24 protein-coding genes are annotated in these 23,009 nt (G+C 61.2%); 5 read left to right on the top strand and 19 right to left on the bottom strand.

All coding sequences use genetic code 11. The features are described 5' to 3' along the window. Nucleotides 1-66 precede the first annotated feature (66 nt). The 5 genes from QOL79_RS08040 to QOL79_RS08020 are packed head-to-tail and all read left to right on the top strand — an operon-like array spanning nucleotide 67 to nucleotide 1,303. The gene (locus QOL79_RS08040; RefSeq protein ID WP_283419254.1) at nucleotides 67-222 is read left to right on the top strand and encodes a hypothetical protein; all 156 of its coding nucleotides are present in this window, start codon (nucleotides 67-69) and stop codon (nucleotides 220-222) included. After that, nucleotides 222-443 carry a hypothetical protein gene (locus tag QOL79_RS08035; RefSeq protein ID WP_283419253.1) on the top strand — a complete coding sequence of 74 codons (222 nt, stop codon included), beginning with the start codon at nucleotides 222-224 and terminating at the stop codon, nucleotides 441-443. Before QOL79_RS08040 ends, QOL79_RS08035 begins: the two co-directional genes overlap by 1 nt. Further along, nucleotides 440-661, top strand: coding sequence for a hypothetical protein (locus QOL79_RS08030; protein ID WP_283419252.1), 222 nt, complete (start codon nucleotides 440-442; stop codon nucleotides 659-661). Before QOL79_RS08035 ends, QOL79_RS08030 begins: the two co-directional genes overlap by 4 nt. After that, entirely contained in the window at nucleotides 658-1,086 is a 429-nt protein-coding gene (locus QOL79_RS08025; protein WP_283419251.1) for a hypothetical protein, read from the top strand. Before QOL79_RS08030 ends, QOL79_RS08025 begins: the two co-directional genes overlap by 4 nt. Further along, on the top strand, nucleotides 1,076-1,303 hold the full coding sequence (locus tag QOL79_RS08020; RefSeq protein ID WP_283419250.1) for a hypothetical protein: 228 nt from the start codon (nucleotides 1,076-1,078) through the stop codon (nucleotides 1,301-1,303). Before QOL79_RS08025 ends, QOL79_RS08020 begins: the two co-directional genes overlap by 11 nt. A 331-nt stretch (nucleotides 1,304-1,634) precedes the next feature. Here the strand turns inward: QOL79_RS08020 and QOL79_RS08015 are convergent, their stop codons facing one another. From QOL79_RS08015 to QOL79_RS07925, 19 genes are all read right to left on the bottom strand, one after another. Then, complete coding sequence (locus QOL79_RS08015; protein WP_283419249.1) at nucleotides 1,635-1,874, bottom strand: hypothetical protein; 240 nt, start codon at nucleotides 1,872-1,874, stop codon at nucleotides 1,635-1,637. Between the two features lie 222 nt (nucleotides 1,875-2,096). Then, on the bottom strand, nucleotides 2,097-2,360 hold the full coding sequence (locus QOL79_RS08010; protein WP_283419248.1) for a hypothetical protein: 264 nt from the start codon (nucleotides 2,358-2,360) through the stop codon (nucleotides 2,097-2,099). Next, a complete protein-coding gene (locus QOL79_RS08005; protein WP_283419247.1) occupies nucleotides 2,360-3,043 on the bottom strand; it encodes a lysozyme family protein in 684 nt (227 codons plus the stop codon). Before QOL79_RS08005 ends, QOL79_RS08010 begins: the two co-directional genes overlap by 1 nt. Then, nucleotides 3,040-3,264 (bottom strand): hypothetical protein, encoded by a 225-nt coding sequence (locus tag QOL79_RS08000; RefSeq protein ID WP_283419246.1) that lies wholly within the window; start codon nucleotides 3,262-3,264, stop codon nucleotides 3,040-3,042. Before QOL79_RS08000 ends, QOL79_RS08005 begins: the two co-directional genes overlap by 4 nt. A gap of 86 nt (nucleotides 3,265-3,350) precedes the next feature. Continuing rightward, entirely contained in the window at nucleotides 3,351-5,126 is a 1,776-nt protein-coding gene (locus tag QOL79_RS07995; RefSeq protein ID WP_283419245.1) for a hypothetical protein, read from the bottom strand. A gap of 338 nt (nucleotides 5,127-5,464) precedes the next feature. Next, the gene (locus QOL79_RS07990) at nucleotides 5,465-11,551 is read right to left on the bottom strand and encodes an LPD22 domain-containing protein (RefSeq protein ID WP_283419244.1); all 6,087 of its coding nucleotides are present in this window, start codon (nucleotides 11,549-11,551) and stop codon (nucleotides 5,465-5,467) included. Continuing rightward, on the bottom strand, nucleotides 11,551-13,728 hold the full coding sequence (locus QOL79_RS07985; RefSeq protein WP_283419243.1) for a transglycosylase SLT domain-containing protein: 2,178 nt from the start codon (nucleotides 13,726-13,728) through the stop codon (nucleotides 11,551-11,553). The genes QOL79_RS07990 and QOL79_RS07985 overlap by 1 nt, the downstream gene beginning before the upstream one ends. Beyond that, complete coding sequence (locus QOL79_RS07980) at nucleotides 13,728-14,150, bottom strand: hypothetical protein (protein ID WP_283419242.1); 423 nt, start codon at nucleotides 14,148-14,150, stop codon at nucleotides 13,728-13,730. The genes QOL79_RS07985 and QOL79_RS07980 overlap by 1 nt, the downstream gene beginning before the upstream one ends. An 86-nt stretch (nucleotides 14,151-14,236) precedes the next feature. Further along, on the bottom strand, nucleotides 14,237-14,488 hold the full coding sequence (locus tag QOL79_RS07975) for a hypothetical protein (RefSeq protein ID WP_283419241.1): 252 nt from the start codon (nucleotides 14,486-14,488) through the stop codon (nucleotides 14,237-14,239). 194 nt (nucleotides 14,489-14,682) lie between these two features. Beyond that, nucleotides 14,683-16,470 (bottom strand): phage tail protein, encoded by a 1,788-nt coding sequence (locus tag QOL79_RS07970; RefSeq protein ID WP_283419240.1) that lies wholly within the window; start codon nucleotides 16,468-16,470, stop codon nucleotides 14,683-14,685. Next, on the bottom strand, nucleotides 16,470-17,120 hold the full coding sequence (locus QOL79_RS07965; protein ID WP_283419239.1) for a ubiquitin-activating E1 FCCH domain-containing protein: 651 nt from the start codon (nucleotides 17,118-17,120) through the stop codon (nucleotides 16,470-16,472). The genes QOL79_RS07970 and QOL79_RS07965 overlap by 1 nt, the downstream gene beginning before the upstream one ends. Continuing rightward, nucleotides 17,108-17,782: a phage connector family protein gene (locus QOL79_RS07960; RefSeq protein WP_283419238.1), complete on the bottom strand. Its 675-nt coding sequence runs from the start codon at nucleotides 17,780-17,782 to the stop codon at nucleotides 17,108-17,110. Before QOL79_RS07960 ends, QOL79_RS07965 begins: the two co-directional genes overlap by 13 nt. 199 nt (nucleotides 17,783-17,981) lie before the next feature. Beyond that, nucleotides 17,982-18,449, bottom strand: coding sequence for a hypothetical protein (locus QOL79_RS07955; protein ID WP_283419237.1), 468 nt, complete (start codon nucleotides 18,447-18,449; stop codon nucleotides 17,982-17,984). 14 nt (nucleotides 18,450-18,463) lie between these two features. Beyond that, nucleotides 18,464-18,886, bottom strand: a complete 423-nt coding sequence (locus tag QOL79_RS07950) for a Bbp16 family capsid cement protein (protein WP_283419236.1) — start codon at nucleotides 18,884-18,886, stop codon at nucleotides 18,464-18,466. Nucleotides 18,887-18,910: 24 nt separating this feature from the next. After that, a complete protein-coding gene (locus QOL79_RS07945; RefSeq protein ID WP_283419235.1) occupies nucleotides 18,911-19,945 on the bottom strand; it encodes a major capsid protein in 1,035 nt (344 codons plus the stop codon). A 2-nt stretch (nucleotides 19,946-19,947) separates the two neighbouring features. After that, nucleotides 19,948-20,640 carry a hypothetical protein gene (locus tag QOL79_RS07940; RefSeq protein ID WP_283419234.1) on the bottom strand — a complete coding sequence of 231 codons (693 nt, stop codon included), beginning with the start codon at nucleotides 20,638-20,640 and terminating at the stop codon, nucleotides 19,948-19,950. Then, nucleotides 20,615-20,902, bottom strand: coding sequence for a hypothetical protein (locus QOL79_RS07935; RefSeq protein WP_283419233.1), 288 nt, complete (start codon nucleotides 20,900-20,902; stop codon nucleotides 20,615-20,617). Before QOL79_RS07935 ends, QOL79_RS07940 begins: the two co-directional genes overlap by 26 nt. Next, nucleotides 20,902-22,584 carry a portal protein gene (locus tag QOL79_RS07930; RefSeq protein ID WP_283419232.1) on the bottom strand — a complete coding sequence of 561 codons (1,683 nt, stop codon included), beginning with the start codon at nucleotides 22,582-22,584 and terminating at the stop codon, nucleotides 20,902-20,904. Before QOL79_RS07930 ends, QOL79_RS07935 begins: the two co-directional genes overlap by 1 nt. Next, on the bottom strand, nucleotides 22,577-22,717 hold the full coding sequence (locus QOL79_RS07925; protein WP_283419231.1) for a hypothetical protein: 141 nt from the start codon (nucleotides 22,715-22,717) through the stop codon (nucleotides 22,577-22,579). Before QOL79_RS07925 ends, QOL79_RS07930 begins: the two co-directional genes overlap by 8 nt. Between the last annotated feature and the right edge of the window lie 292 nt (nucleotides 22,718-23,009).

Here is a 23,009-nt window from a genome sequence, read left to right as displayed (position 1 = left end):
TCATCGTCCATTCGGAGAAACCCCATGTCAGAAGAAGTGAAGCATACGGTGGGATGGAGGGCGCTGATGGCCGATGATGTCGGGCGCGCCGAGGTTCCAATCGATCACACTCTCGTCAAGGCGCTCAACAAGGCCGTGCGCGAGAAGCGGGAAGCGCGCGAGCGGGAGAACCCGCCGGTCTATGTCGATCCGCGCAGCCTGCCTCCGATGGGAGCCGCGTGATGCAAAAAGAACTCGATGAATTTACGCGCGGCTATCTCGTCGCTGTCAGCAATCTGATCGGAGGGTTCGGTCGTAGCACTCAAAGCCGCGCCCTGCTGGAGGCAATCGGTGCCACGCCCGACATGATCGAGATGCTCGACCTGACTGATTACGACCGCACCAATCTCGCAGATGGCTTGCTTGATCTGGACCCCGCCCTCTCTCAAGGAGACACGCCATGACCGCAGAGCAGGAGCGCGCGGCTGTGGTGGCCGCGTGGCGGGCCGCATACGAAAGGGCCAACGGTTTCGAGCCGACGCACAACATCCGTTATGAGGGCGGCTGGTTCATTTTCGACAGCATCGGAGCCGGGGCAAACCGCTATCGCCTGAAACAGGTTGTCGAGATGACCGCGCGCCTTTTGGCTCGCCCAGAGCATATCAAGGAGACGAGCGAATGAGGCGCTACGAAACAATCGCGAAAGGCGCTGAGGCCATGACCGATACCCAAGCCCCTGATGTCGTGGTGACGGAGGCGCCTGTTGATGGCGGGTTCGACGGTGCCAGCGTGGAAGCTGCCGAGACGCTATGGGCCTGCCTGCCACATGTCAGGAAATGGACCAGTCTCGCGACGCATGAAAAGGCGCTGGTGATCCACACGTTCGCCCGCCTCTCCACCCAATCCGCAATGCAGGCGAGGATAGAGGAACTGGAAGCGGACCTAAGTGGTCTGCTGAAATGGGCCGACAACGTGTGCAGGGCGCGCGGCATAGCGACAGGACAGCTTGCCGTTGAACGCGCCCGCGCCGCCCTATCCTCTGCTATCGGTGAGCCATACGAGTTTAGCGGATGGGTTGAGGTAGTGGAGGATGATCGTGGACGCTGAGACTGTTGCGAAGGGGCTGAGCGAGGCGCAGAAACGGTATCTGCGCGAGGCGGTACTCAAGTCTCCGATCTGTGGCTATGACAAGCGATGGATGACCTTCCCGCCACCGAACACGCACATGGTGCTGCGTCGTCTTGGTCTGGTCGATTGGGGCGGGCAGCTTTCGCCAGACGGCCTCGCAGTCCGCGCTCTACTCTTGAAAGACCACGATGCCTGACCTCGACCGCGCAGGCCGCCACCTTGCCATCCGCTTGGGCTTTGCTCTGGTAGGGGGATTTGTCGTGGGGGTGTTGATGTGGGCGGGGGTGATTGAGTGAGGGCTTCCACCTCTCGCGACGTTCTAGACCGCCTCTGGTCTGCGGACACCGGGCCTTCACCGGATTTCAGGCGGCGCGGCACACCAGCGCGGTCCACCTATAGTCTCTGCGCCATGGGCGAAGGACTAACCTCGTTGCGCGGCGGCGATATTCGCGATCCCGACTTAAGCGCTCGTCGGGCAACGCTGCGCCATTATCCTATACACTGATAGGGTGGCGGGGGCAAGGGAATCAGCGGGTTTCGCAGAGCTTACGCCATGCCGCGTTCTGCTCGATCAGATCCTTGACCGTCTCGTCCGTGTCGTACTGATTGCCCGGATCGTCAGCGCTGGGCGCCGGCGCCGGGTTGTAGCGGACAACCTTCATCGTTAGGCAGGTATCGGATACAGTTCGCACTGCTTCGCGCTGACCGCATGCACTCGACATAAGCAGCACAGGAACGAGCATCACGAACATCGGCGCGCGCTTCATTGGCTTTCTCCACATTCTTGATGACTTCCGCTTGCGCTTGTACGCGCTCTGCGGTGACACCCTGCCCGACCCCGGCGTCATGAGCATCGTCGACGGTATCGTTGAACCACCATATCGCGCCCCCGATCAGGAGGGCGGCGAGAAGCCCGACAATGCCCCATGAGGCTATCCGGGCGAGGCGCGGCGACCAAGTGCCTGGCAAGAGCATGGCGATGAGCGAGATCATAGGGTGGTCTCCGTTACGCTGACAGGGTCTTCCGGCTTGCCAGTGGGCGCGTCATCCTTGACCTTCCCGCCCGAAGAACTGCCGAGCCAGAAGCCGAAAGCCAGCAGCGCGACGTTTTGCCACGTCCCGACAATCGCCCCCTTGGTCACGTCATCCGTGCTGTACCGGAGGATGTAGAAGCTGATCACCGCAAAGCCGATGATTGCGGCCGCCGAGACAGCCACCACGACGCGGAGATGAGGAATGCGGCTGTTCACCATCAATCCTCCCAACGGCCAGCGCGGACAGCCGCGAGAAACCCGACCGCATAGGAGGCGATCTTCTCGGCGCGGTCAGTCCCGTTGATGATGCGCCGACAGGGGACGAACTGCTCATATGTCGCGAACTCGCCCGACAGGTAATGCTTGAGCGCCTTGCCCGTGAAAGCCCCCGTCTCCATGCCGATGACCATCAGGCGGGCCGAAATGTCGGGATCGAGCGCAAGGTCGAAATTGCGAAGCAGGCTTCCATTTAGCCCGAGCGCCGCGTCGGCCCACTCGTAGTTATAATCCCAAGTGAGCTGGGGCAGTCCGCGACCATAGGGGATTTGCCCGTACCATTTGCCGGGCTTGCCGTACTTGCGGCCCCGCCCCTTGCCGATCTCAGGGACAGGGCGGAACCGGCATTCGTGCCAAGCAGTCGCCAGCGCATAGGCCAGCCACGACGACGGCCAATGGTTTGCCGCGGTGAGCATGCGGTTGATGACGTCGACCTGCACCTGGTCGAGCGAGCCGGTGATCTTGCGAACCGCGGCGAAGAACGCGCCCGGGTCCATCATCTCGCGCTTGCCGTCCGGGACATGAACCGGAGCGGCGGGGATCGGAACCGGCGCCACCGGCGGAGGGGGGCGCATGACGTGTTGCGCGGCGAGGAATGCCGTTTCCAGCATGTTCATCGGCTTCATTTGAGGAGTCCCCCCTTGAAGGCGCCCCATATCGCGGCGATGATCGCAGCGGCCCAAGCGGCCATCGGGGAGCGCATGACGGCTGCAAACACGCCCTTGGCACCGTCGGTTCGGTTCTTCTCCGCTTCGAGCAGCGCCACCCGCGCGGCGAGCGACTGGAAGTCGGCTTGTGTCGGGGATGTCAGCATCCTTTCCGACATCCCATCGACCTTCTGGGCCATGTTGTTGACGCTATGCACGACCTCGCGAAGCTGCCCGGAAATTTCCCCGACCTTTACTGCTAGTGCGTTGAGTTCAGCGGATTGGGTCATGCCACCCTCAGAACGAGTATCTTGAGTTCGTTCACGTCGGTCGCCGTCGTCCCGTCCGCCGCAAAGCACCTGACGCGAACTGTGTTCACCCCGTTGAGGTCGCAGCGGACATTGCCAGCCCCCTGATTGGTGGAGGCAAACACCGTGAAGTCCGACGCAGCCTGCGCCGAGCGGGTCAGGGTGATCGTGTAATCACCGGTCCCGTTGTCGGTGATCGAGGCAATGCCGAAGCCCTTGGTGACAGCAGGGGTGCCAGTGCCGTCGATGCTCGCGGATGCGACGATGGCGCCCTGCCCCAAGTCTCTTTCAGAGGTGATGGTGATGTCGGTGTCGTAGCCGCTGATTGTCCCGAACCCGCCAGAGCGGTTGTCCTTGAGCAAGTTTGTGGCGCCGTTCCTGCGGCAACCACGCATACGAAGCGTGCCGGTGAACGTGGAGGCGACCTCGACAAGATTGGTCACCAGCGAGGTCGAGCCCCCGCCGGTTACGTTCTCCAATGTCACATCGCCCCCGCCGTCAACATAGACGCCGCTGGTACAAACCTCGAAATGAACCGTGTCCACCTTGAGGTTTCCCGCCATGACGTGAATGCCCTTTGGCATCTCGCCTGCGCCTCCGGCATTACCGCCGCCGGTGATTGTCGTGTTGACCACCCGGAGAGTGAAGTTGGACGAGAGTGTCGGATTGAGGACAATTCCCGCCGTGTTGCCCAGCGTCGAGCCGAAAATCTCGCTGTCCTCGATCAGGCAGACAGCCGCGCCACCCTCGCCATTTTGAAAGCTCGCCCCGACCGTGCGAAACTTCTGGATCAACACTCTACGAAGCCCACCGCCCTCTTGCCACGCTTCGCTGTAAACCCCGCCGAGCCCAGCGATATCGTTACAGTCAAGGGTCAGACGTTCAAGCGCGTTGTCGAACATGCTCGACGTACCGTTGTCGGCGGTAACCATATATGGGCCGCTGTGAGCTACAGCCTTGAGACGGGAGCCCCGCTTGTTCACCCCCATGAGAGTAACGCGATTGTCGATGTTGAAGGAACTTGAGACCTCGATCTCGCCTCGCGGGAGAAGGACCGTCTGTCCTTGCCCGCCATTACGGCTTGCCGTCGCCTCGGTGATGGCGCGGGTAAGCTGTTGCTCGCCGGTGCCGCTAAATTGCGAGGGCAGCAAATGCCCCCCCTCGACATACTCATCGAGCGTCTGAGTGCGGAGATTCGCGCCCGCCGCACGGCGAAAGCTGACGAGGGCGGCGCCAGAGGTTGAGGCCAGGTCGGTTCGAAGGCCGATGTCCGCGCCAGTCCCCGCCGATAGCAATGGCGCCCCGCTGGGCAGGAAGGACAGGAACTTGTTAGCCCTGTCCGCCGCAAGCGGCAGAACAAATCCGGTTTCGCCAAACGGGACCCGGAACCCGCGGTCGATCTCTCGCTGCTGCTTCAGGTCGCGGATCGCAGCACGATCGATGGCACGCGTCAGGGCAGCCGGGTTGAAGGAGGGGCCGGCGTTGTCGAAATTGGCCGTCTGCGTAAGGTTGGGATCGCTGACAACGTATATGACCGGATAGTCCGCGCTTTCAGGCGCTGTCCCGAACGTCAACATCCCCCCTTCGTCGTCATCCAGTGTGACGGTGTAGAGCGCAGTGGAGATTAGATTGCCATCTCCATCCCACGCCACCACCTCGCCAGCCGAAGAGGCCTTGAAGGCGAAAGGGAAATCGACTGTCGAGCCGTTCGGGTAATATGGACCAGCAATGGAAGTTTCAGTGGAAACGGGCATCGGCTCACCTCATGGGTTGAGGTAAGCCGCAGGGTGTCGGAACTCAAAAAGTCAGGGGGCCACGCGACCCAAATACATTATGAACATCAAGACGAGCCAGACTGCGGAGGGCGGCAGGAAATTTTTTTCCCCAACGGGCTCATTGCGAGTGAGAAGCCACGCCACAATAGCCGAAACTCCCCATACGGGCCACCCTTCGACCCCGTATAGAATTTGGGTGACGAAAAACGTCACCGCGCAAAATTGCCATAGTCTGATTTGCCTTAGTTGCTTACCGAGCATGCCGCCTCCCGACGCCTTCATAGCTATGCGGACGACTGGTTACAACATCACGCCCTTCAGGAAATCTTGCCCTTGGTCAGCCCTTCGAACCAGTCTCCGAACGTCCGCGGGTCTTGCTCGCCATAGCTGACGTCGACGAGAAACTGTGCCGCCTGAGCCAACTGCCCGGGAACCATGCCAGTCACATAGCCCGTCGCCTCCAGCATGGTGCGCGTCGCGTTGTCGGTTTCTTCGCCGGTCACGATATCCCCGGCCACCCCGCCAGCGTCGATAATGGTTTGGATCGATCGCTGGATCGGAGAAAGCTGGTAATCGAAAGCCCGATTGCCAGCCAACTGATCATAGAGCGGACGCGCCGCGTCGCGAACGACAGGGATCGCGCCGACCGTCTGGAACAGCATATTCTTGAACGCCCACGCCCCCCAGTCCTCGTCATCATCAGGGCCGCGGCCTGCGAGCAACTCCGACAGTAGAGGCGGGACGACCACAAGCCACCATGCCCGCGCCATCAACTGCGGTATGTCTTTGACGCCAGCGCGGCGCACATCGCGCGCAAGCGTGCGCTGACGCTGATAGACGGTCGAAACATAGGAATAGAACAGGGTCATCAGCTTTAGCGCCTGCCCCCATTGCCCCTGCCCCGTTGCAACGGCCGCGAGGTCTTTCGCCGATGCCGAGCCCTGCGTCGAGCGGATCGCCTTGTCGGCAGCATAGACCGCCTGATCTTCGGCCATCCCCTCAGACAGCGCCTTATTATAGGCACCGACCCAAGTCGGGATGGTCACCATGCGATCCATGTAGCCGATGCCATGAAAGGCAAACCGCTTGGCCGCAGTCAGCGGATTTTTCTTGCCTGCCATCGTCGCGATCGTCTGCCGGATATCGCGGTCAAGCGTATCCATGCGATGCCGCATCTCACCCGATTTTTCCATGACCATATCGAAGGTCTCGACTGGATGCGCCGCAAACTGAGCGGCCCCCTTCGCGCCCCACCCCGCGCCGATATATTCCAAGCTGTTCGAGTAACCGGCGGCCTGCATGATGACAGTCGAAAAGCGGAACCCCATGCCCACGACGGTCGTGTTCGAGCGGAGGGATGACATCAGCCGACCGATGCCCTCGTTGCCCGCACGCTCTTGCGCCCACTGGTTCGCGACGAATTTGAGCCATGGAGTAAAGGCCTTGCGATACTCAGCCCCCAACGTCCGGTCGATGCTTCGCTTGATGCGCGGGTCGCTCAGGAACTTGTGGGCCTGCATCACGGCTTCGCGGTGCGTGATGTCGTGGATCACCTCGCCCAAGTGACGATTGATGACACCGAGCTGCAGCAGGATCGGACGGCTGACGCGCTCGGAGCGTTCCTTCGTGGAGGAGGCCACCGTCGTTGCGCGCGTGTATTTTGTCGTGAACAAATCTTCCGAACGCTGGGCCTGTCGTTCCGCCTCATAGTCTTTCGTGCTGTCATAGATCGCGGGGTAATAACCCCCGCGAAGAACACCGAAAGGCGTCTCCACCGCCACCGCTTCCACCTTGTCGGGGGCGATGCCGTTGACGCGGCGCTCCATCGCAGCGACCTCCGGCCACAACGTGTCGACTAGATCCCACACGTCCTGCACGAACTGCCAATCCGCTTCGGTCAGGTTGCGGTTGAGCGCATCCATCACGCCTTGCTCGGACCATCCGTAACCGTCGACGAGACGCTGGCGGTTGCCCTCGTTGCCCATGTTCAGGGCCATTGCGATCAGGTTAGACCTGTCACCCTTCCACGCGTTCCCTGTTTCGCGATTGCGGAGTTCAGGGGATTCGACGGGTTCAGACCATCGGCGCAAATCCTGCGGTGTCAGCTTCCCGATAATATCCCCGAGGCGCGCCTGATAATCGGCGCGCATGTCATTTTCCCGGTCTTGAGCATCGGAAATCGGCTTGAAGACGACACGATTGAAAACGCCGTTACTGTTGCCTTGGTCAAGCCAGTCGACAATCGTCTCGATCTTGAGAAGCGCGACGTCTGCGCTCGCGATGCCGGATTTCAGATTATCCCACCACGACGGCTCGAATGCATCGCTGGGCGGCTTGGTCGGCATACCGCTCATTCCGTCGGTGGCCTCGCCCACGAGTTCGTCAAACGCGCGCTGCTCGGCCCCGTCGCTCAGGGTTTGCTTGAGCCGGCCAAGATGGATGATCTGCTTTACCGCGGCGTCAAGACCGAGAAACTCTTCCACCGAAAGCCGTGACCAATGTGTCGTGCCGATTCCAGCGGCAAAGGACGGAGGCACGACAACATCGACGCCAAGCGCCTCCTGCTCGCGTGCCCATGCCTCGAAGCCAGCTTGGCGATTAATGTTGGCCTGCGATCGTGCGCGGAGGTCGACCTGCTCCAGAAGCGCCTGAGCGCGTTCAAGATAGTCCTGGTCAATGCTCGGCGAGGTGCGCCGTTTCGCGACCTTCGATAGCCGGTTCAGGGCAGAGCCGATTTCCTCCTCGACCGCCTTTGCGGCAGAAACCAGCGCATTGTTCAGCATCTGCTGCTGCTTTGCCCGGAAGGCCGCATTGCGGTCGCCGCGCATCATGGCTTCGGCCGCCTCCTTGCCAGCCCGTGCCGAGGCGCGCTGATAGCGCTGTATCGCGGCGCGAGACGCGACATCATTCACAATCCCCGAGCGAACGCGCTGACGCGCCCATTCGCGGGCCACGCGGTAGGGCGTCGGCGCCTGCCCTGTCGTCCGGGACAGAACCCGCAGTTCGGCAGCCATCACCTCGCCCTGCGCATCGTCGTGGATGTAGGCGAGCGCCTCTTCTTCGATGGAGCCGTCGGTGAACGGATCGCCGTAACGTTCGTTCATGATGCGGTCGACTTCCTGATCGATCGTCGCCGCCCGCACCGAACGCTTGTCGCCTGCGTCGCGCATTTCCTTTCGGGTGACCTCAAGACCCAGCAGGGCTTCGACCATGCTCTCAGGCGTATTGAAACCGGCCATCTCCGCGATATCGGCAGGGTTCGCCCCACCGGGCTTAACCAGTGGCGGAACGTTCGGGGGCAGGCGTCCTGTTACGTCCTCACCCATCCGCGACTTGAGCCATTCGCTGTCCATCGGGGAATCGCGAAGCATCTTGACTGCGCGGAATACCGCCCGGTTGTCGACGTCCTCTGTCACCTCTGCGCGGACTACAGAAGCTCGCTCTTTCCACTCCTTCGTGACCCGTGCCCGAATGGGCGCCATGACCTTGGCCAGCATCGCCTCATTCGCACGGGAGCGCGCGCCATCGGAAAGAGCCTGCAGCGCCGAAAATTCCTCCGGCGTCATGCCGGCGCTTTCAGCGTCCTTGAAGAGCAATTCGATATTCTGCGCTTTTGCGGCGAGCGTCAGTTCTTCGTCGGTCGCGACGAGACGATCCATGACCCCACGAATGTCATCGGTGATAGGGGAGTTGAGACGGTTGACCGTCCGGTAAATCCCGACCAGCCACGTCTTGAACGTCTCGAACAGACGCTGCAACCCGGACACGGGAGCCTTGCCCTCCATCAGGTAGCGCTCGACGCCGCGCGCCCACATCTCATGCGCCTCTACTGGGATAACACCATCCCTGACCGGGTGGCCGTTGTCCGAGAACCATTGCTGAACGGCCATCCAGTCGGCCTGCAACTGGTCGCTTGCGCCCATGTCCTGAGCATCGAAGCGCAGTTCCTCCAGCCACAGATGTCCGCTCTCATGCAGGAACGTCGACAGGTCGCGAGCCTTGAACAATTCGATAGTGGCGTTGAATCCGTCGAAGCCCGTCTCTGGAAACAGGATGCGCCCACGAGGGCCGTCTCCATAGGACTGGTCAAAAGCGTTCCCACCGCTTTGTTCGGCAGTGTAAGCGTCGACCGCCGCGGCGATCTCTTTGCGGGTAGCCTTGGCGGGATCGATACCGCGCTCGCGAAGCAGTTGCTCAAGCTCCGCAGCGCCCTCCGCGAGGGTGTTATCAGGGCTGCGCGCATAACGCTTGGTCCCGGCCAACTCTGCCCCGATGGCGTCGATCAGAACCCGGTTATCGATCTTGTCGCTGGTGCCCTCATATTCCGGGAAATACCCTGCATCGATCGCTGCCCGCAGCACCAGTGCATGCGAGGTGTCACGCGGGCCTGCCGGCGCCATCATCTCACCTTGGCGAGCGTTGGTTGCCGTGAGGAGCTTTCGCGTGCCAGGCTTGCCACGGTGCCACGCATCTGCGCCCATCGAAGCAAGGTCACCTCCGAGATCATCGACACCACCGCGCTTGGCAATAAATTCCAAGAGAGACGGGCCGAGGCTTTCGCCTTTCACATTGCGCTTCAGAGCATCAATCACCTGATCCAGCCCCGACGCTTTTTGCGCGATGGCGATTTTCTCAGGCAAAATCTGAGCGACTGTAACGCCTGCGAACTCGTCCCCGCCGACGTGGCGGCCAAGCCGCTCCTGCCTTGTCGTATAGCGCTGCGCCAGCAATTCTGCCTGCGCCCGCGCGATTGTCGGGGTGTAGCCCGCGTTCATCAGCTTGTCGGCAATCGACTGGAACAGGGCATCGCGACCCGTCGGAGCCGGAACGGCTTCATCGGTGAACTCTGCCACAACGTCGGCAAGCGCCTGGTCGAACGATAGCGCCTCGCTTTGCGACTCCCCGCCGGGAGACAGCCGCATCGAAGGGCGAGTTGCTTTCCACCCCTCAGTCCCGGCGAGCCGCGACAGCGCGTCCGGGATCGAAATGACCACATCACCGCCCAGCGCTTGCGCTTCATACGCCTGCGACGACCACTCATCGAACGAACCATCGTACCCGTCCGACTGCATGTAGGCCACGACGGCATCGGCAGGGATATAGATGCGATTGTTCGGGCTATCCTCGCCCATCGCCTCCAGCATCGACTTGAAGGTTTCGGGATCGCGCTCGCGAACCTTTGATTTTACCGCAGCCTCTTCCGCCACATCGAGTAGCGCGCCTTCAGTCTCCGCGCGCTGCGATCGATCAAGCTTCGTCAGAAGCTTCTTGCCGGCGCCCGCAGCCTGCTCGACAGCAGTCACCGCCCCGATGGTCCCGCCCACCCCTGCAACCGTCGCAAGCACGGTGCTTAGCTGGCGCCCAGCCTGCTCACGCGCAAAATCACCGAGGGTCTTTTCCGGGTTGAGCGTCGCCCATGTCGACAGGTCTTGCAGCAACGTCGCCGCCTGTTCGCCCGGAATTTCCGTGACGAGCTGGCCAATGATTTTCTTGCCGACTGGGGACTTCGCTACGATATCGCCAATGAGGCGAGACGCCGGAAGCTTTTCCGTCAGATACTCGATACCGCCCTGCGTGATGGCGAAATCCATCGCCTTGCCAGGATCGAGCCCCTTGTCGCGGGCCTGCCGATATGCGGCGCCCGCGGTCGGCACGGCAATGAACGTCGAGGCGGCGCCGGGGCTGCGGGTCGCGAGGCCGAGCCCGATGCCGAACAGCGTGTTCGGCATCGACCGCACGCCCATAAGCAGGTTATCAACTACAAATCCCGACGATTCCGGCCCGGCTGCATCCGCCTTGTTCGTGAAGCCCTTGGCCTCGCGCTCATTCCATTTCTGATATTCCTCAAGCATTTCGAGGACGGGGCCGGTCAGCTTTTGATCGAGCGCGCCGAGCCCCAGTTTGTTGATGTCGCTGTTCGGGTCCGCCCAGTTGGCGCGGGTCTGAGCGATTTCGTTCTCGATAACGCCGGCCGTGAGGTCGCCCACGTTGCCGATCATGTCATAGGTGCCCGCCTTCAGGGACGAGCCGATGTTCTTGATGCCTTGCCATATCTCGCCCAGTACCCCGACATTTTCAGTATCATCCGCTGCAATCGCGGCATTCCGGGGATCTTCTGCCCACGAGCCGAAACCGGCAACGCTGAGCATCGTCGACGACATATCCTCGATGCGCTGGCGGCGCTTGAACTCGTCGAGATTTCCGGCAATCTGCAGGGCATTGAAGCCAAATCGCTGGGCAAGTTTTGTCGCGTCGGCAACCGTCTCAGGCGGTGGAGCAGCCAGAAGCGAGATGGCGGTGGATTCCGCTGCATCCTTTCGGATATCAAGGCGAACGCGATCGACAAGCGTCTCGCCCTTCTTGCGCGGGCGCGGCGCCAGATAGTCTTCAGGGTCGATCAGCATCAGTAACGACCCTTGTTCTTATCCCACCACGTCACGATTTCCTCGCTCGTCGGCGAACGTCCACCATGCTCGGCGCGATACCCGCGAATAAAGGCTGTCAGAACATCCGAGGGCACGTCGAACTCGGGAAGATCGGTGCGAGGAATTTCCTTTTCGCCCCCGAATACATAGCCCTTGAGGCCGCCCTGCGGCTTCCTGATACTTCCGGTAGCGAAACGCATCGCCTCGTTGAGCTGCGATTGTGTAGGCTGCTGGCCCTCTTTGACGTGGCCGCGCAGCCACGTCTCCATGATGTTATAGACCTTGCGTTTGCGATCCGCGTTTTGCTTGCCGTCAAGGTTCATTTCAGGCGTCGCGTACATGCTGATCGTGCTGGAAATCGCGCCACGGAAAGCGACTTCCTGCTGCGGCTTCGCCCGAATAGCCGCGGCTTTCTGTTGCAGTGCGGCATATTCCGCAGGCGTGACCTGTGGCTTGATGAGGCGCAAATCCTGCTGCAGGAATTTCTGCGGCTCTTCCGTCGCCATGACATCCAGAGCAATGGCAAGATCGCTGTTCGCTTTCGGTGCAGACCCGGCGAGCACAGCTTTCTTATTGGCATCGGCCATATTACGAAGCTGCAAGCGGCGATCCGGCGACAGTCGCTCGAAATTGGGAATCTGGCTGACGTCGGTGAAATTGTCGCCAAGCGCATCGGCCGCGCCAAGCGCCTGCTCGAACTCGTCGTTCTCGCGGCGGCCTTGCAACATTTCGTCACGCTTGACGCGCTCGTCGATCCGCTGGCGGGCACGCTCAAGGCGCTCGGGAGTCCACCCTTCCCTCTTCGCCCTGCCTTCAAGATCAGTATAGACGGCTGTCAAATCCCATTTGCGCTCCGCGCTTCCCGCTGCTGCCTTGTCGCCAGTCTTCTTCTGGAACTTCGCCACATAATTGCGGGTCTCGGCGGGGAGATAGGCCACCCAATTCTCTGGCTCCCCAGCCTTGCGGGCTCGCGCTATGGCGCCATTCACACCGGTCCCTTTGCTGGCACTGCCCGGACCAGCGTTGTACGCGGCCGCAGCCTTGATGGGATCGCCGCCGAACCGACGCAGCATGTCCTTGTAATAGGCCTGCCCCAGCGCACGATTATAGGCCTCGTCCTTGTGGAAGCGCTCGGCATCCCACGCGAGACCGGCAAGGCGAGCCGCCTCAGGGCCAGTGCTCGGCATCACTTGCATAACTCCGATCGCCCCCGCCGAAGATCGGAGCGGCGCACCGGAGGCGGTAAATTGCTTGCCCCCGCTTTCGTTGCTCTCGATAGCCTTGAGCTGGGTGTAGAGATCGGAGGCGACACCCGGCGTCGGGGCCTCGTCAGGTCCGTCTGTCGGCGCCGCGCCAAGCGCCACGAGCGCGTCATCTTCGGCTTGGCGAAACTGGATGGCCGGCTGAAGCTTTGCCTCAATCGCCTGCACATCATTGTAAGTCATGTCGTCGCGATACTTGTCGAGCAGCCCAATGGCGCCGTCGATGTCGTCATCGGTCAGCCGACCAGTAATCACCGCATTGTGGACGCTCGAAACGAACTTCTGCTCCTCGTCATCGAGCCGTTCTTCCGACCACCCCAAGCGATCCGCACGGCTGTTTACCTCCGCGAGGCCGCCCGCGATGTTGTCGGCATAGCGCTCAGGGTCAGAATAAAGGAGGACGGCATCTTCCCGGAACCCGGCAAGGCGCGCGTCGGTCTGCCTGTCGAGTTCGACATTGAGCTGCGAGATCGAGTGCTTCGCCACATCGACAAGATAGCCGTCGAACTGGTTGTCCAGCTGAGCCGTAAGCATATTCCGCTGACGCTCATTGCCGACTTGAGAAAGGGCCTTCTCGCGTATCTCTCGCAAGCGCTCCTCAACCTCAGGGCGCGTGTTCGAAGCATCGAGACCCTGCCGGTTGAAATACGGGTCTTCACCCGTCCACATCAGGTTACGGGCTTCGTCGGTAGCGCCGACCATGTACTTCTTGACCGCGGCCGTATCTTCGACCGCCCGCACGGCGTCCCAGTTTTCGGCAATCTGGCTCAGCGCCGAGCCGCTCTGTTCGAGCGCCCGCCCTACGAAGTTGCGGGATTCAGCATAGCGGAAGCGTGCCTGTGGCTCGTCCTGTACCTGGACAAGCCGACCGGGAGTAACGGGGACGCTGACCATTAGCCTGTCTTCTGCCCGGCGCGGAACTTCGAATATTGCTGCGCCGCTCCGAGTAGCGTTGTGGCAGCGCCGAAGCCTGCCGCGACAAGAGCCTGCTTTCCTTCAGCCTTGGCTGCGCGTTTCTCGCTCTCATAATTCCAGGCGTCTATCTGATAGCCCTTGACCTTGCGGCGCATGTTCTCGCTCAGAGATGCGCTGTCTTCGCGGCCAATCATGCGGGTGTCATCGAGAAGGCGGGCGGCTGAACCGACAGTGATGTCGACGTTGTTGCCTGCCATACGCGCCGCCTGCGCCCCGAGACGTCCCGCGACCTCGCGACCAAGCTGGCGCTGCTGCTCTTGACCCTGAACGATGGCATCAGCTGCATTTTCGCGGGTTAGCTGCTTGTTCTGCTCGGCGACCTGCGCCTGATAGCGCGACATCTGGTTCTGATAGATGCCGCCCTGAATTTGGCCCGCGGCTGAGACGGCCGCAGCGCCTAGCGCCAGCAATCCGGGGTTGCACACAGCTATGACGCTCCCTTGCGGAAATGGACGAACGCGATCCCACCGATAATGTGGGGTTCGAGCCGGAACTCAAAACCAACGCGGCGAATGTAACGCAGTGCCCGAACGTTATCGGCCGAAACGAGATTTTCGAGCACCGGGAAGGAAGCGTGCATTTCCGCCAGAATTTGCGGGGAATACCGGAGCAGGTCGCGGCCGTGGTCGTACACGCGCTCTGTCCCGAGCATCCACGGCACCCCGACGCCCTCGATCATGTTCCGGGATGTTACCCCGAGCATCGCATGGGGTTCGTCATCGACGATTGCCGTTAGCGCCCAAAGCGAAGAGCGAAGCGCGGTCGATAAAGCCTCTTGTGGTGACCGGCCTATCGCTGTGCACTCCATCACGTCGGCAGAGCGCATATGCTCGGCAAGAAATGGGATATGCGAGGGACTGGCTTCAACCAGTCTCACTTCGGCTCGACACCGTAATGAATGCCCGTGATCGTCATGGGATAAGGCGACGACTGCTTGATGATTATCGTGGAATCGCGGTCAACAAGTTGATCGGGGCGCGCAGGCTCAGGCTGGCCAGTAAACATGATCGGCGCACCTATCTCGCCCTCTTTCCGCGTCGCCAGCAATTCCAACTCGCTTTCAACTCTACCGGCGCGCACGTCGAAGCTGTCCACCATCTCAACATATATTTCGCCCGTGATCTTCTTCCGCGGCTCGGGCGGGAGCGGCAGGGTTTCGATGATCGCGTCATATGGCAAGCCGACGACGACGAACTGGGCAGGGTCTTCTAGCGTGAAGGCCCCATCGGTTACAGTCGCGGTGAGCGTGAAGCCGTCAGCAAGAACGGTGACCTCCTCGCCCTCCAGATGCGCCAGCCCCCTGATTTCGGTCTGCGGGGTCTCGAAGGCATAGATGCGGGAGCAATCGAGGAATGACGCTGTTCGGTAATCCGTCCACTTCAGCCGGTCGAGATATTCGACATAGCGCACCGTCTCGACTCCGATCTCGCGCTCGACGATGATATAAATCCGCCCTTCCTCGCTGCCCGGCCTGCTCTTGTCGCCCTCTGGAATGCAGCAGACATCCAGCACCTTCCCGCCGACATCCATTTCGGTCCAGCCCCAGACCTGCTGTTCGGCTTCCCAAGTGAAAGCCAGCAAGGCGCCGTCGCTGCGGACGCACCACAAGATCGACGAGGGCTCGGCCTGGTACGCCATGCGGACAAGGCGAAAATCCTCGAACAGGTGCGGGGCGAAGATAGAGACATCATTCGAGCGGTAGCCGTCGATCTCGAAGGTATAACCCAGCGTGCGCAGGCCCGATTCCACGCGCGGCTGATAGAAGGCCACCTCCCCGACCATGATAGGCTTCGGCAAGGCAATACCTCGCCCGACGTGGCGCTTCGCTCCCGGTGGAGGCGTAGGGACAAGCACGTCGTCATTCGGGCCGACCAGAGAGAAGATATTGTCGCTGGTTCCGACCATGAGCCGGTCCATCGGGATGAAGGCCTCTATGACATTGCTCTGGCCCGTCGAAATAGACATGGCGATACTGTCGTTCTCGCGCTGCGGCCGTGCAAAGTCCATGTTCTCGAAGTCCGCCGAGCGACTGGCGAAGACCCCGTTAGGATTGTTCGTCGTTCCGCCGAACCATAGCCGCTGCTCCCAGAAGCCAACACGCGACGGATATTTCCCGGTGGCGTTGAACGGAGTGTAAGCCTCGATCGGAGCGTCAGCGTAATCAGGCTGGAACCCGTCGTCGACAAAGGATGTGGTGGTCGTTTCCCCGATGAAGCCGAAGCTCCCGCTCTCGTGAGACTTGTAAACCCGGTAATAGTCCACGGTGCCCGCAGGGGCGACCCAAGAGATGGTCGTATAGTTTCGCGGCAGTTCGGTATCGTTAGAGGCTCCATCCGGGGCCGAGCCACGGCTTTCCTGCCCGTCTGCATTCACCGCAGAGACGATGTAATTGTAATCCTGCGGGAAGTAGCTATCGCCCGAATTAGCCGTATCGGTGTTGGCCACTGTCGCGACCGCGCTCACGCTGGTCGGCGCGCCTATGCCCGGGCTGAAGGTGACCGCGCTGTACGACCAATCAGCGTGATCGGCGCGCGTCAGCTTCGATACCGGATAATATTCGTGCGTCAGGTATATGGTGTCGAACGACTGGGCATAGTCCATGTCCCCCAGTTCGGAGGCATTGTAGGGCGTCGCCATCTTGTAGAGCGGATAGACGGCCATCAGGGGATCGGGAAGCCGGGAGTAAAGCCACCCCAGCCACCACCGCCTCCGGGAGGAACGGTAGGAGCAGGCGTCGGAGCGGGCGTCGGCGCGGGGACAGGCGGCGGTGAAGGCGCAGGCGTCGGCGGCGCAACGCGAACCGTGCCGTCGTCAGCGGTAAAACTGCCATAGGCCGTCGTGTCGACACCGATGCTGAACTTGTCGGGGTCTATGACCGTGACGGTCACGACGCGGCCGTTTAACTCTACCATCCCCTCGATGCCAGACAGGTAAACTTCGTCTCCGTCGGAAAGGCCGTGATAGGGCGCAGTGACGACACCGGGGTTCGCCTTGGTTATGCCTGTGATGCCGTATCCTTCAGCCAGTACCGCGCCTCCTAACGCCAGCGGTCGCATCGTGGCTTGGCTCATCAGCAGGGCATAGCTTTGACCCGGCGAATAGGTGAACGGAAGCAGGCGCGCTTCATCGTCATCGGCGGGCAGTTTATAGACGAAACGCGTTCCCGGACGCTTGCGAACCCCACCGTATTTGAGGATGGTCACATTCGTGAGGCGGCGAGCCCCGGCATTCCACGCCTCCACGTCCCGACGAGACTGGACAACCGGCGACAATATGCCGCGCGTGAAATTGAGTTTGCTTACCGTGGCCACACAACGCCCCCATAGGCACCGCGCGCCAGCACAGCTTCGGGAACAAATTCCTTCCGGCGACGGGGAAAGCGGTTGAGATCGTCGGCAATAGCCTCGTACATCGCGCGCTCGGCGACACGCTGCTTGACGAGCCATTCCTGCGTATCGGCCTTCTCGCCCAGAATAGGCCGATATATCCGAGCCGCCAGCGTGCGAATAACCGCCTGAGCGAACAGCGGGTGCCACTTGTTCGGCTGCACCGCGTCGACCGAATATTCGAGGATCGCGCTATCGAGGTTGGTATAGAGCTTGTTGTCGGCAAGCGTGTAATCGATCAGCTCATATCCGGCATTGAATGAGGGCCAGTATAGCATCGGCGTGACGATGATGTCGGGGACCGACGTGGCGTTCAGATCGCGGACGAGAACAAGGGGGGACACAATTTCATCAGGAAGCACATAGGCGTGCGCCCATTCTCCTTCGCGATCATTGGCGACTTCCGCCAGCGCTGCCCGGCGCCTGACATGCGCCCAGTCGTGCATCCCGATGAGGTCGGACACGACCCCGTTCAGATGACGACTGCACTCGCGCGCCTCTTTCTTGTCATCGTCAAGGCCCGAGATCGGATGCGCCGGCAGGTCGGAGATGGCTTCATTGCAGATTTGAACGAGGTCACGCGCCACCGCCAGTCTCCTGCAATTCCTGCACAGCCTCTTCAAGCGCCGCAACGCGCCCCCGTTCGGTCGAGCGCTTCGGCTTGCGGGGTGTCCCGCGCGGGCGAGAGGGATGCGAGGCCATTACCGGACGCTATGTCGCGGCGCATCGGAACTCAAAACAAAGGGCCGGGAATTACCCCGACCCTTTGCCCCCAGACTGGCGTAATCAGCCGTTCAGCGCGGCCTGACGAGCAGCGATGGCATTCCGTACCGCAGCGCGAGCCGGACCCTTGCGCGACAATTCGCCCTGCTCGATCGCGCCGAGAAACTCGTCGACGTTGCCGTTCGTGATAGCCGCAACGATGTCATCGGCGCCGCCCTTCAGAAAGTCGGCGACATTCAGCCTGTCAAGGTCACGTCCGGTGAGCGGGGTTGCGCCGGTCGGCGTGCCGATGGTCGGCTCGCTTCCGAGAGGGCGAAAGCGCGTGCGCACCTTGACCGTCTCAGTGAACGTGCGCTGCAGCTTGCCATCGACGACGATAGGCTGGTCCAGCGTAACCTCGACATCCTTTTCGACGAAATCCTCGTCCGAGACGAAATCCTCGTCAACCTGCACGACCTCGCCCGGTTCGTGCATCTCGCCATCGAAATATGGCTCGGGGCCGCGGACGATTGCTTGAACGATCTTACCCATGTTTCTGGCCTTTCTTAGTAGCCGGTGTTGAAGGCCGGGATCGCCGTGTCGTCGGTGCCGCGGACAATGCCGCCGAACACCTTGCCGGCGGTATGCGTGCCGACAGTGACGAACTGGAACCCGAGATAACGCTTGGTCGTGCGCGGTACGGCTGCGCGGAGCAGCACGGTGCCCTTGAGCAGCGATGCTTCGGCGATGACGCCAGAGCCGATCAGGACGTCGGGCGACGAAAGGTCCGAGTTGGCGCTCTGGACGAAGTTCACGGCAAGGCTGGTCCCGCTGGCGAAATCCGTGGTCACCGAGCAGACAACCTGAAGCTCGCGGTTCGTGTTGATGTTCACGCCCGCAAGACCCTGGTCATAGACATCGGTCGAGTACTGAGTGCCGGTGGTCGGCGCCTGATCCTTCGAGAAGATCATTTCACGATCAAAAAGCATGGCTTAATTCCTTTCCTGTATCGATCAGACGACGCGGGCTTCGTCGGCCTTCATCACGTCGCAGACGCGAACCGGCACTTCGCCGAACATCATCACGCGCTTTCCGCCGACTTCCTCGTAAGAGAAATTCGAGTTGTTCTTGTTGCTGATGAGCTGCTTGCGGAAGTTCTCGCGGATGTTGCGCGGCATGTAGAAAGCAGCGCGCGAGCCCGGCATCGACAGACCCTGCACGCGCTCGACAGCGGCCGCCATCAGCATCTCGATCTGCGCACCGGTCGAATAGTTCGGCGTCAGAAGCGATTTGTCGATATTGGCGATGCGGACACCGTAACGGTAATCCTTGATCGAGAGACCGACCTTCCAGATGAAGTTGTCGGACACCGCAAGGAAGCGGTTGCCGTCGGCGTCGGTGACATACGAACCCGTCTCGTAGCCGTCGTCAGCCGTGCCGGTGCCAGCGGTCACGTTGATGTGCGTGATACCGGCTTTCGAGCCCTTGGGGTAAATCCCCTTGAAGCCCATCGGCGACCAGACGATCAGGGCAATCGACGAGTTGTCGGTACCCGTGCCACCGCCGTCGATGATCTGGTCCTTCGTCGAACCGGACAGGCTGTTATAGCGCGGGAACATGCCAGTGTACTGCTGCGGGCTCGAAGCGGCGTTCCCGTAGAAGATGCACTGCGCATTGGCCTGACCGAGCGATTCATAGAAGGCCGAAGCTTCGGTGAGGCGATAGTTATCGGGGTTGCCCGACATCATGGCCGCCTGACGATCGATGTCGCTCTGGCCCTCAAACCATGCCACGCCTTCATCGATCTGCGCAACGCGGCTCTTGGAGCGCGGAACGCCCTGGTTGAGACCGCGGGCGAAGACCGTGGGCAGACCGGTGCGAACGGTCGTGCGCTCGCCGGTCGGCAAGTTGCCTTCTTCCCAAAGCTGATCCTGCAGGACTTCGTTCTGCTGTGACAGCCATTCGCCAATGACCGCGACCTTACCGTCGGGATCGAGACGCTGGGTAACGTCGGCGAGCGTGTGGAGCTGCGTACCGAGTACAGTCATGTTTATGCCTTTCTACCATAGAATTTTTCAGACGCTGTCTTCTCGGCCGCCTCTGTGGCGAGACCGGGAGTGCTTGCCTCCGAAAGCGCACGGCCCGCACCGGCAATGACGCGGGTCAGCAGCGGGTGATTCCCGAGGCCGCTTTCGTTGAGGAATTTCGAGAACTCCGACCGCTCTGCAGGGTCGGGGATGAACTGGGCGATTGCCTTGGCGGCATAAGCCTGACTCTCTTTGAGCTTCGCGCCGCCGACTTCTGGATCGGCCTGCAGGTCGCGCGCCAGATTGGCGCTCAGCTGGGCTGCCCCGTCATCGATCGCCTTCGTCGTGCGCTCAGCGATCTTCGGGGCGACCTTCTCAGCGAAGATACCGATGATCTTCTCGGCGCCCTTCTGGCTGAGGTCCATGCCCTTGAGGTCGTCCTTCACGAGATCGAACATCTCGGTGTCGAACTCCACGCCTTCCGGCATGGTAAACGCGCTCGCGTCATATTCTTCCGGAGCGCCGACGATGGTGTCTGCTGGGGCCTCTTCGGTCTTTTCGGGGGTTTCGGCCTCCGTCACCTCGCCCGCGGTTTCTCCGTCCTCCGCAGGGGTGTCGGTCGCGGCTTCTGTAGTCGCTGCATCGCCCAGCGCCGTAGTCGTCGCAATTTCAGCGACATCGGCGGTTGCATCATTGGGATTCGTCTCGGTCGTCATGCTTCGCTCCTTGTGGGGTGAACTGTGTCCCGGCCTTGATTGCCAACGCGATTGCGTCGTTCGGTTCCGCAGGTGTTGCAGAGAACCAGCCGAGAATTTCGAGCCCCAAGGAGCGCTTGCCTTCGTGAAAAAGGCGCTGCTGCTCTTCGCGAGTACAGCGGGTAATACCGCTCTCCCTATAGAACTCAAAAATGAAGCGCTGGAATTGTGGCTGCTGGATCAGCCAGTCGCGATCAGCGCGTAAAACTTCCTTGGGAATCATCAGTATCGGGCCGTATCGTTGGACATCTCGGCGATATTCAGAGCCGCCGTGGTTGCGTCCTTTGCTGGCTGGGCGAGCGCGGCCATCTGCGCCATCTGCTCTTGCTGCTGACGCTGCTGACGGATGTTGTTGACCGTGCGGCTGTCACGGATGGCCTTCGCCGGCATGTTCGCCCGCTCGGCGTAATCGTCGACAATCGCGTCAGGATCGATCTTGTCGAGAACCTGCGGACCGAAGATCGAACCGAGTGACCCGACGAACCCGACAACGCGCTCCGTGGTCGACAGCCCGAGCATCTTCTGCGCCATCGCCAGCACGGAAACGAACTCGACTTTCAACTCCTTGCCCTGCAATTCCTCAGGGGCGGGCGGGATCAATTCACCGCGGCGCGCAATGCCAATCATGCGCTCGACTGCCACCGGCAGCATGTCGTCGTTCACCATCTCGACGACAGGGCCGATCTGGGTCAGTTTCTCTTCATCGCGCTTGAGCAATTCCTCGACATTGCGAGGCTGGACACCGGGCATGTTCGTGATGGCCATGAACAGGTCGGCATAGGTCAGCCGGTCGATCACATCATGCAGGCGCAAAATCTTCTTCTCGGCGGCCTGCAGCGCCAGAGGATTGACCTCATAGATCGGCTTGGCCGCCTGCACCTGGCTCATGTCCGCGACATGCGTGTGAGCGCCGGGGCGCATGTCGAGATCGCGCGCGGGCCCAGCCGTCGGCGGCTTCGCCAGAAGGTCGAACATTCCCTGCTCGCGCAGGTTGATGAGCGCCAGCTCACGCATCGCGCCAAGGCTGTCATGCCCTACGCCGCGCCCGTAGTTGGTCGGGCCGGTGTCCGTCGTGTCCCAGCGCGGCGCCCAGAAAGGCTGCTCGCTATAACGCTTCGCTTCCAGCAAAGCCGTCTTGCGGTCGTCGTTGCAGTCCCAGATGACCGAATCCCAAGCACCGTTAGCGCCCGGTTCGATCAACTGCCTGCAATGCACAATATGCTGATAGTCGGAGTTGTCCCACTTGGTCCTGACCGTGGGAGAGACGGCAGTCCAATCGTACTTTCCGCCGGGGCGGCCGACAAAGCGCTTCACCACCTGGTCGACCGTCATCGGGCAGTTGCGCATCAACGTGTCGACGTCGAACGCGTCATCAAGGCCAAGCCAGTAGGAGCCAATCGGCAGGCTAAGGCAGGGGGCAATCTTGAGCGGGTGCTCGGACATGATGCCGGCGCCGGGCCCGAAGCGAGCCATCGAGCCGTAATTCTTGCGGGCGACCTGATAGAAGTTAGAGGCGTCGAACAGCGAGTAGATCACGGACTGGAAACTATCGAGCCAGACGCGCGCAGGCTGATAATCCGCCATCTCGGGATCGGCGAACTTGAACTCGATCCATGGCCGGTTTGGCGAGGAAAGCCCGGAATACATGCCGGATTCGGTCGTGCGGAAAGCCAGCTTCGGATGATCATCGATCAACTGGCGCATCTTCGGGCGCTGCGTTCCCTGCGCCGTGTAAGAAAGGCTGGGCAGCGAGCCGTAGCCAGAGAAATCCGCGATCGAGTACCAGTCGTTTTCGGCATCGCTCCGCTGGGCAGCGAGCGCCTTGGCAACCTTCTCGACATGCTCGCGCCTTGTCTTTTCGCCGCTGGGCGCCTTCGGATGGCGAAGAGTCAGCGTCTCACTCATCTGCGGTATGTTCTTTGTTGCAGCGCGCGCACTTCACTTTGCCGTCTTCTGGCTCGGGTGATTGCTGACGCTGCCCGCACTCGCATTCGAAGCGCAGATAGGTCTCGCCGCGGATGTCGATGCGCTCATCCACCGAGGGTCGATGTCGTCATCGGCGTGTTGAGTGACGGCGCCGCACGAGCAACGAGCGCAGCATAGCCGCGACGGCGGCGCATCGGGTCATCGATCGCGGCTGACTTGTACTCAGGCTCCTTCATCTGCTGGCGCTGCGCCGGAGGCGGCGGGACATCTGGGGCTTTCGGAAGGCAGATTTTAACCTCCTATTACTTGCGGTCGGCGATTACGGGACACCTTTCACGCATGGTGCTATTTTAGAGGGTGTCGGAACTCAAAATTACAGGCCATGCCGCCAAGAAGGGGAATGC

Origin of the sequence: Sphingopyxis sp. Geo48, from assembly GCF_949769155.1 — a bacterium.
GTDB lineage: Bacteria > Pseudomonadota > Alphaproteobacteria > Sphingomonadales > Sphingomonadaceae > Sphingopyxis.
The sequence above is the reverse complement of the archived record's forward strand: the minus strand, read 5'-3'. Positions and strand labels throughout refer to the sequence as shown.

Excerpts from the sequence above, each read along its gene's own strand:
- QOL79_RS08040 (WP_283419254.1), top strand. The coding sequence starts at position 67 with ATGGCCGATGATGTCGGGCGCGCCGAGGTTCCAATCGATCACACTCTC.
- QOL79_RS08035 (WP_283419253.1), top strand. The coding sequence starts at position 222 with ATGCAAAAAGAACTCGATGAATTTACGCGCGGCTATCTCGTCGCTGTC.
- QOL79_RS08030 (WP_283419252.1), top strand. The coding sequence starts at position 440 with ATGACCGCAGAGCAGGAGCGCGCGGCTGTGGTGGCCGCGTGGCGGGCC.
- QOL79_RS08025 (WP_283419251.1), top strand. The coding sequence starts at position 658 with ATGAGGCGCTACGAAACAATCGCGAAAGGCGCTGAGGCCATGACCGAT.
- QOL79_RS08015 (WP_283419249.1), bottom strand. The coding sequence starts at position 1,874 with ATGAAGCGCGCGCCGATGTTCGTGATGCTCGTTCCTGTGCTGCTTATG.
- QOL79_RS08010 (WP_283419248.1), bottom strand. The coding sequence starts at position 2,360 with ATGGTGAACAGCCGCATTCCTCATCTCCGCGTCGTGGTGGCTGTCTCG.
- QOL79_RS08005 (WP_283419247.1), bottom strand. The coding sequence starts at position 3,043 with ATGAAGCCGATGAACATGCTGGAAACGGCATTCCTCGCCGCGCAACAC.
- QOL79_RS08000 (WP_283419246.1), bottom strand. The coding sequence starts at position 3,264 with ATGGCCCAGAAGGTCGATGGGATGTCGGAAAGGATGCTGACATCCCCG.
- QOL79_RS07995 (WP_283419245.1), bottom strand. The coding sequence starts at position 5,126 with ATGCCCGTTTCCACTGAAACTTCCATTGCTGGTCCATATTACCCGAAC.
- QOL79_RS07990 (WP_283419244.1), bottom strand. The coding sequence starts at position 11,551 with ATGCTGATCGACCCTGAAGACTATCTGGCGCCGCGCCCGCGCAAGAAG.
- QOL79_RS07985 (WP_283419243.1), bottom strand. The coding sequence starts at position 13,728 with ATGGTCAGCGTCCCCGTTACTCCCGGTCGGCTTGTCCAGGTACAGGAC.
- QOL79_RS07980 (WP_283419242.1), bottom strand. The coding sequence starts at position 14,150 with ATGTCGCGCTATCAGGCGCAGGTCGCCGAGCAGAACAAGCAGCTAACC.
- QOL79_RS07975 (WP_283419241.1), bottom strand. The coding sequence starts at position 14,488 with ATGATCGAGGGCGTCGGGGTGCCGTGGATGCTCGGGACAGAGCGCGTG.
- QOL79_RS07970 (WP_283419240.1), bottom strand. The coding sequence starts at position 16,470 with ATGGCCGTCTATCCGCTCTACAAGATGGCGACGCCCTACAATGCCTCC.
- QOL79_RS07955 (WP_283419237.1), bottom strand. The coding sequence starts at position 18,449 with ATGGGTAAGATCGTTCAAGCAATCGTCCGCGGCCCCGAGCCATATTTC.
- QOL79_RS07950 (WP_283419236.1), bottom strand. The coding sequence starts at position 18,886 with ATGCTTTTTGATCGTGAAATGATCTTCTCGAAGGATCAGGCGCCGACC.
- QOL79_RS07945 (WP_283419235.1), bottom strand. The coding sequence starts at position 19,945 with ATGACTGTACTCGGTACGCAGCTCCACACGCTCGCCGACGTTACCCAG.
- QOL79_RS07940 (WP_283419234.1), bottom strand. The coding sequence starts at position 20,640 with ATGACGACCGAGACGAATCCCAATGATGCAACCGCCGATGTCGCTGAA.
- QOL79_RS07935 (WP_283419233.1), bottom strand. The coding sequence starts at position 20,902 with ATGATTCCCAAGGAAGTTTTACGCGCTGATCGCGACTGGCTGATCCAG.
- QOL79_RS07930 (WP_283419232.1), bottom strand. The coding sequence starts at position 22,584 with ATGAGTGAGACGCTGACTCTTCGCCATCCGAAGGCGCCCAGCGGCGAA.